This window comes from Natronococcus jeotgali DSM 18795, from assembly GCF_000337695.1.
GTDB lineage: Archaea > Halobacteriota > Halobacteria > Halobacteriales > Natrialbaceae > Natronococcus > Natronococcus jeotgali.
In genome coordinates this window covers 67,171-73,393 of record NZ_AOIA01000144.1, presented here as the reverse complement: position 1 = coordinate 73,393, position 6,223 = coordinate 67,171, and the positions used below count along the sequence as shown (strand labels likewise).

Sequence of the window (6,223 nt, the reverse complement as noted above, 5' to 3'; positions counted from 1 at the left end):
CGCGCCATCAGAGATGTGTATAAGAGACAGCGCCATCGGGGCCGGCCACGAGCGGGTTGACGTCGAGCTCGAGGATCGAGGGGAAGTCGACGACCAGCTGGGAGAGGCGCTGGATCGTCTCGACGACGCCGTCGACGTCGGCCGGCTCGCGGCCGCGGGCGCCCCGCAACAGCGGCGCCGCCTTGATCCCGTCGACCATCTCGCGGGCCTGCCCCTCGCCGATCGGGGCGACCCGGACCGAGGTGTCCTCGAGGATCTCGACGAAGATCCCGCCCAGGCCGAACAGCAGGAGGGGGCCGAACTGCGGGTCGCGGTTCATCCCGACGATCGTCTCGGTCGAGGACTCGAGGTCGAGCAGCTCCTGGACCTGGACCCCGAGGATCGTCGCGTCGGGCTGGTAGTTGCGCGCCCGGGCGACGAGGTCCTCGTAGGCGTCGTAGACATCGTTCTCGCTCACCCCGACTTTCACGCCGCCGATGTCGGACTTGTGCGTGATGTCGGGGCTGACGATCTTCATGACGACGTCGCCCTCGATCGACGCGGCCACCTCGCGGGCCCGGTCGGGGTCGTCGACGATCTCCCCGTCGGGCGTCGGGATCCCGTAGGCCTCGAGCAGCTCCATCGACTCGACGCCGAGGCGGTTGTCGTCGCGGTCGCGGGCGCGCTCGAGGATCGTCCGGGCGCGCTCGCGGTCGACGTCGAAGGCGGCGGATTCGTCGATCGGTCGATCGCTGATATCGCGGTACCGGGCCAGCGCGTCGAGGCCGGCGACGGCGCGGGAGGGGTCGAAGTAGTTCGGGATGCCGAACTCCCGCAGGACCTCCTCTGCGGCCCGGGCGCGTGCGCCGCCCATCAGGCAGGTGACGACGGGTTTGTCGTGTTCCTCGCGCTTCTCGATGACCGCCTCGGCGAGCCCGTCGTACTCGAGGACGGCCGTCGGCGCGCTGACGACGACCGCGCTCCCGACGTTCGGGTCCTCGAGGGCGATGTCGAGCGCCTCGCCGAAGCGCTCGACGTCGGCGTCGCCGATGGCGTCGATCGGGTTGTAGACGTTGGCCTCGTCGGGCATCGCCCCGGCGAGCGCGTCGATCGTCTCGTCGTCGAAGTCGGCCATCCGGAGCGAGGAGTCCCCGACCGCGTCGGTCGTCAACACGCCGGGACCGCCGGCGTTGGTGACGACGGCGACGCCGTCGGTCTCGGGCTCGGGCAGTCCCGATAGCGCCCGGGCGTAGTCGAACAGCTGCTGGACCGAGGTGGCCCGGAGCACGCCCGCCTGCTCGAGGCCGGCCTCGTAGGCCCGTTCGCTGCCCGCGATCGCCCCCGTGTGTGACGAGGCCGCCTGCGCGCCGGCGTCGGTGCGGCCGGACTTGACCAGCACGATCGGGGTGTCGTCGGCCACCTCGCGGGCGGCCCGGATGAACGCCTGCCCGTCGTCGACGTCCTCGAGGTAGCCGATGATGACGTCGGTGTCGGGGTCGTCGCCCCACTCGCGGACGAAGTCGGTCTCGTCGAGGACGGTCTTGTTGCCAAGCGAGACGACGTCCCGGAAGCCGATTCCCTGCTCGTTGGCCCAGTCCAGCACGGCCGTGATGAACGCGCCCGACTGGCTCATAAAGGAGATCGATCCCTCGCGGGCGTCCTCGGGGCCGAACGTGGCGTTCATGTTGTTCGCCGTCGACATCACGCCGAGGCTGTTCGGGCCGACGACGTTGAGGTCGTACTCCGCGGCGAGCTCGCGGAGCTGTCGCTCGCGCTCGGCGCCCTCGCCCCCCGTCTCGGAGAAGCCGGCGGTGATGACGACGACGTCGTCGGTGCCCGCCTCGGCGACGTCCTCGATAGCGTCGATCACGACCGTCGGCGGGACGACGATCACCGCCAGGTCGATCGGCGGCGCGGCCTGTACGTCGCGGTAACACTCGAGCCCGAGCACTTCGTCGCGGTTGGGGTTGATCGGGACCACCTCGCCCGCGAACTCGTCTCGCAGGTTCTCGAGGATCGCCCGACCGACGGCGCCCTCGCGGTCGGTGGCGCCGACCACGGCGACGGTCTCGGGTGCGAAGAGATCGGATAACCGTCCCATCGCTCACGCCTTCGGCGAGGAGCGGGTTAAACGTACAGCGCGCTCCCGCAGTCCGGGAACGGGATCCGACCGATCAGTGGATCGAGATCGCACTCCCGGAACGGCTCGAGGCCAGAATCGCCAGGAGGTAGATTCCGATCGCGACGACGACGATCGAGCCGCCCGGGGGCAGCCCCTGCGAGATCGCGAACGCGAACCCGCCGAGCACCGCCCCCTGTCCGAACAGGATCGACAGCGCGAGCGTCTCCCGGAAGCCGCGGGCGATCTGGGAGGCGGCCGCGACCGGGATGACGAGCATCGCGGCGACGAGGATCACGCCCAGGATCTGCATGGCGCCGACGACGACGACCGCGGTCATCACGATCAACAGCGTGTTGTACCAGGTGACGTTGAGTCGGGCGACGCGGGCGGCCTGCTCGTCGAAGGTGATAAAGAGCAGTTGCTTGTAGGTGAGCGCGACGACGGCGACGACGGCGACAGTCAGGATCGCGACCAGCCGCGCCCCCTCGGCGGGGATGACGGCCGCGCTGCCGAAGAGGTAGTCGTCGATGCTCACCCCCGAGAAGCCCCCGCGGCCGTAGCTGATGATCAGCGTTCCGACGGCGAAGCTGCCGGTGAGCATGATCGCGATCGGCACGTCGCCGTAGGCGTTCGTCCGCTCGGCGAGGTACTGGACGAGCAACGCGCCGAGGATCGCGACGACGAGCGCGGTGACAAGCAGCGAGCCGTCCCAGTCGGTCGTCGCGCTAAAGAGCAGGCCGATGGCGACGCCCGCGAAGGCGGTGTGGGCGAGCGTCTCGCCGATCAGCGCCATCTCGCGGTGGACGAGGTAGGTGCCGACCAGCGGCGCGGCGATGCCGACGAGCACGCCCGCCGCGATCGACCGCAGCATGAAGGAGTAGCCGAAGACGCTCGTTCCGAGGTAGTAGTCGGCCCACATCCCCGCGGTCGTGAACTGGTCGTACAGGGTCCCCGCGTAGGGGTACTCCCGGAGCCACTCGAGGGCCAGGAAGGCGAGCATCGCGACCGCGAGCAGGCCCGTCAGCGCGAGTCCGAGCCGCTCGAGGCGGCGTCTGGTCGTCCGATCCATCAGTGGTGGTGGTGGACGACCTGTCCGGTCGTTCCGTACGCCTGCTCTAAGGCGTCGCTCTCGACGAACGATTCCGTGTCTCCGTGGTGGAACAGCTCCGTGTTGATGCAGGCGATCCGATCCGCCCGATCGGTGACGACGCCGATGTCGTGCTCGATCAGGACGATCGTGATCCCGTCGTCGTTGAGCGAGTCGAGCAGCTTGTAGAACGCGTCGCGGGACTCGGCGTCGACGCCGACGGTCGGCTCGTCCAGCGCCAGCAGGTCGGCCTCGGATGCCAGCGCCCGCGCGATGTAGGCTCGCTGGCGCTGCCCGCCCGAGAGCTCGTTGATCCGTCGCTCGGCGAGGTCGGTGATGCCGACCGTCTCGAGGGCGTCGTCGACGATCGCGCGGTCGTCGTCGGTCAGCCGCGAGTAGCCCGCGCGGGCGAACCGTCCCATCGTCACCGCCTCGCGGACGGTGACGGGCATCGTCCCGCCGCGGCTGGTGGCCTTCTGGGAGACGTAGCCGATGCGCTCGCCCCGGTCGAACGCCTCGACGGGCTGGCCGAACAGCTCGATCCGGCCGTCGTCGGGGCTGTGCAGCCCGAGCATCAGGTGCAGCAGGGTCGTCTTCCCCGACCCGTTCGGGCCGACCAGCCCGAGGAAATCGCCCGCTTCGATCGTCAGCGAGACGTCTCTGACGGCGACGGTCTCGCCGTAGGCGAACGTCACGTTCTCCATCTCGACGATCGCGGTCACTGGTATCTCACCCGCGTATCGGACGCGGATAGCCTTATGTCTTCCATTTCGATACCCTCACTCGGCCCCGAGCGCCGCCGCGAGCGACGGGATCGTGATCTCTTCCATCTGCTCGATCCAGCCGTACCCCCGCTCGTTCCACTCCTCGAGGGTCCCCCCGGCGGCCGTGATCGGCGCGGCCTCGGTCGCGTCGGTCTCCTCGAGCAACACGTCGGCCATCTGGGGGAGGTCGCCGTCCGCGCTCTCGAAGGGATCGTAGAGAATCGTCTCGATGTCGTTGTCCTCGACGGCGCCGATCAGCTCCGAGACGTCCTCGCTCGACTCGACCGCGTCGGGGGAGACCCCGACCGGGGTTCGGAGTTCGAACTCGTACCGGTCCTCGAGGTACCCGAACGAGTCGTGGCCGGCGAGGACCGCGACGTCCCGCGTCGCAGCCTCGGCGACGTTCTGGAAGCGCCGGTGGACCTCGTCCAGTCGCCCGGCGTACTCGGCGGCGTTTTCCTCGTACAGGTCGGCGCCGTCCGGATCGAGTTCGCCCAGCCCGGCGGCGATCGATTCGACCATCGACCGGGCGAGGACGGGATCGACCCAGACGTGGGGGTCTTCGAGCTCGAGCCCGCCCTCGTCGGCGCCCTCGTCGACGACCGCGACCTCGCCGTCGGCCCCGCTCGTATCCCAGACGATCTCGCCGTCGGCCGCGAGCTCGAAGACCACCGTCGTTCGACCCTCCTCGAGCCCCCGGAGCTCGAGGCGGTCCCCGTCGGACTCGATCCCGAGAACGTCCGCGTTCGCGCCGTCGGGGACCGTCGCCTCGAGGGCGAACGGCGCGTCCCCGCCCAGCGGGAGGCGACGGCCCTCGACGTCCTCGACGGCGGCCTCGAGGGTGACGCGGCCGTCCAGGGGGACGTCGGGCACGCCCCCGTGCCAGTGGCCGTCGTGCAAGGAGGCGACCTCCTCGCCGCTTCGGCCGTCGTAGAGTGCGAACCCGCCGACCTCGACGGCCGTCGGATCGCCGTCGTACTCCGCCTCGGGCTCGCGTCCGTGGTCGGTCTCGTTTTCCGTCGAACCGAGCTGCCCTTCGATTCCCTCGAGCGCGTCGATCACCGCGACGTCCTCGGACTCGAGGTCCGCCGCGACGTCCTGAGCCCAGGCGAACTCGGGCGTGTCGAGGTAGACGAACGCGGCCGACTGCGAGATCTCGCGCTGGAGGTCGCCCGGCGGCTCCCAGCCGTGTCCCATCTCGCCCGTTTCCACCGGGTTCTCGACCGTCATCTCGTCGCCGACGACGTGGCTCGTCCAGTCGGCGAGCGCGAAGAAGGCGCCGTAGACCGTCCCCTCGTCGCCGCCGTCAGTAGGGGGCTCGTCTAGGCAGCCGGCAAGTGCGCCGAGCGCGAGGGCGCCGGCCCCGGAACGAAGCACGGCGCGACGTGATCGTGTCATAGGCGGAACTACGACCGGGCGGATAAAAAAGTTATTATCCCACAGTATAGAGTTAATAACGAGTTGCAGCTACCGAGCGGGCGATAACAAAACTCGCGGGAAGCGGACGGTCGACGTCCGCGCCCGGAACCGGTCGGTGCGAAAACGGGGTCCCGGCGCGAGGGGGCATCAGTGGTCGTGGTCGTGGTCGTGGTCGCCGTGGTGCCCGTCGCCGGTTTCGTCCGCGTCGGCCGCCTCGCCGACTTCGACCTCGAGCGCCGGCGACTCCCAGTCGGCGTGGTCGCCGTGTCGGATCCGGAGGACGACCTCGGTGATCCCCTCCTCCTCGCCGATCAATTCGACGTGGTCGCCGCGGGATTCGATTCCGACGTTCTCCGCCGCTCCATCGGCGACCCCGGCTCCGAGCTGGTACTCCTCGGCCTCGCCGAGGTCGATCTCCCCGCCGTCGGCGTTCTCGGCGCGGGCTCCGACCGCGGTAGCGTCCTCGAGGGGGACGGACAGCGGGCCGCCGTCCCAGTGGTCGTCGTGGACGTCCGCGAGCGACTCCTCGGACTCGCGGTCGAAGAGTTCGAACGCCCCGACCTCCACGTGACCGTGATCGTCACGCTCGTCGTCGCGGCGCTCGCCGTCGTGATCGTCTTCGGTAACGTCCCCGGCGTCGTCGCCGACGCAGCCGGCGAGACCGAGCGCCGCGAGGGAGCCCGACGCCGCGAGCACCGTCCGACGGCTCGAGCGGATTGGGTCGATCGTCATTATTAGGTTCTATGGGTATAGTGTGTGCTGTTAGTAATTAGTCTACCGATGTTGTTAATGGCGCCGAGGGAGTGTGGTAACGCCCGACGCCCGAACGCCGCGGCTCGAGCGATCGACGGC

The 6,223-nt window shown here is 69.5% G+C and carries 5 protein-coding genes; all 5 read right to left on the bottom strand.

Going from position 1 to position 6,223, the window contains the following annotated elements; translation table 11 throughout:
• Positions 1 to 7: 7 nt before the first annotated feature.
• The 5 genes from C492_RS16810 to C492_RS16790 all read right to left on the bottom strand — a co-directional run bounded on the left by C492_RS16810 (position 8) and on the right by C492_RS16790 (position 6,103).
• On the bottom strand, positions 8 to 2,080 hold the full coding sequence (locus C492_RS16810) for an acetate--CoA ligase family protein (RefSeq protein ID WP_008425840.1): 2,073 nt from the start codon (positions 2,078 to 2,080) through the stop codon (positions 8 to 10).
• A gap of 73 nt (positions 2,081 to 2,153) precedes the next feature.
• Positions 2,154 to 3,170, bottom strand: a complete 1,017-nt coding sequence (locus tag C492_RS16805) for a metal ABC transporter permease (RefSeq protein WP_008425838.1) — start codon at positions 3,168 to 3,170, stop codon at positions 2,154 to 2,156.
• Positions 3,170 to 3,910 carry a metal ABC transporter ATP-binding protein gene (locus tag C492_RS16800; protein WP_008425836.1) on the bottom strand — a complete coding sequence of 247 codons (741 nt, stop codon included), beginning with the start codon at positions 3,908 to 3,910 and terminating at the stop codon, positions 3,170 to 3,172. Before C492_RS16800 ends, C492_RS16805 begins: the two co-directional genes overlap by 1 nt.
• 57 nt (positions 3,911 to 3,967) lie before the next feature.
• Positions 3,968 to 5,350 (bottom strand): metal ABC transporter substrate-binding protein, encoded by a 1,383-nt coding sequence (locus C492_RS16795; RefSeq protein ID WP_049893149.1) that lies wholly within the window; start codon positions 5,348 to 5,350, stop codon positions 3,968 to 3,970.
• Between the two features lie 168 nt (positions 5,351 to 5,518).
• Entirely contained in the window at positions 5,519 to 6,103 is a 585-nt protein-coding gene (locus C492_RS16790; RefSeq protein ID WP_008425833.1) for a hypothetical protein, read from the bottom strand.
• Positions 6,104 to 6,223: the final 120 nt, after the last annotated feature.

Coding starts and splice junctions, on each gene's coding strand:
- C492_RS16810 (WP_008425840.1), bottom strand. CDS start 2,080: ATGGGACGGTTATCCGATCTCTTCGCACCCGAGACCGTCGCCGTGGTC.
- C492_RS16805 (WP_008425838.1), bottom strand. CDS start 3,170: ATGGATCGGACGACCAGACGCCGCCTCGAGCGGCTCGGACTCGCGCTG.
- C492_RS16795 (WP_049893149.1), bottom strand. CDS start 5,350: ATGACACGATCACGTCGCGCCGTGCTTCGTTCCGGGGCCGGCGCCCTC.
- C492_RS16790 (WP_008425833.1), bottom strand. CDS start 6,103: ATGACGATCGACCCAATCCGCTCGAGCCGTCGGACGGTGCTCGCGGCG.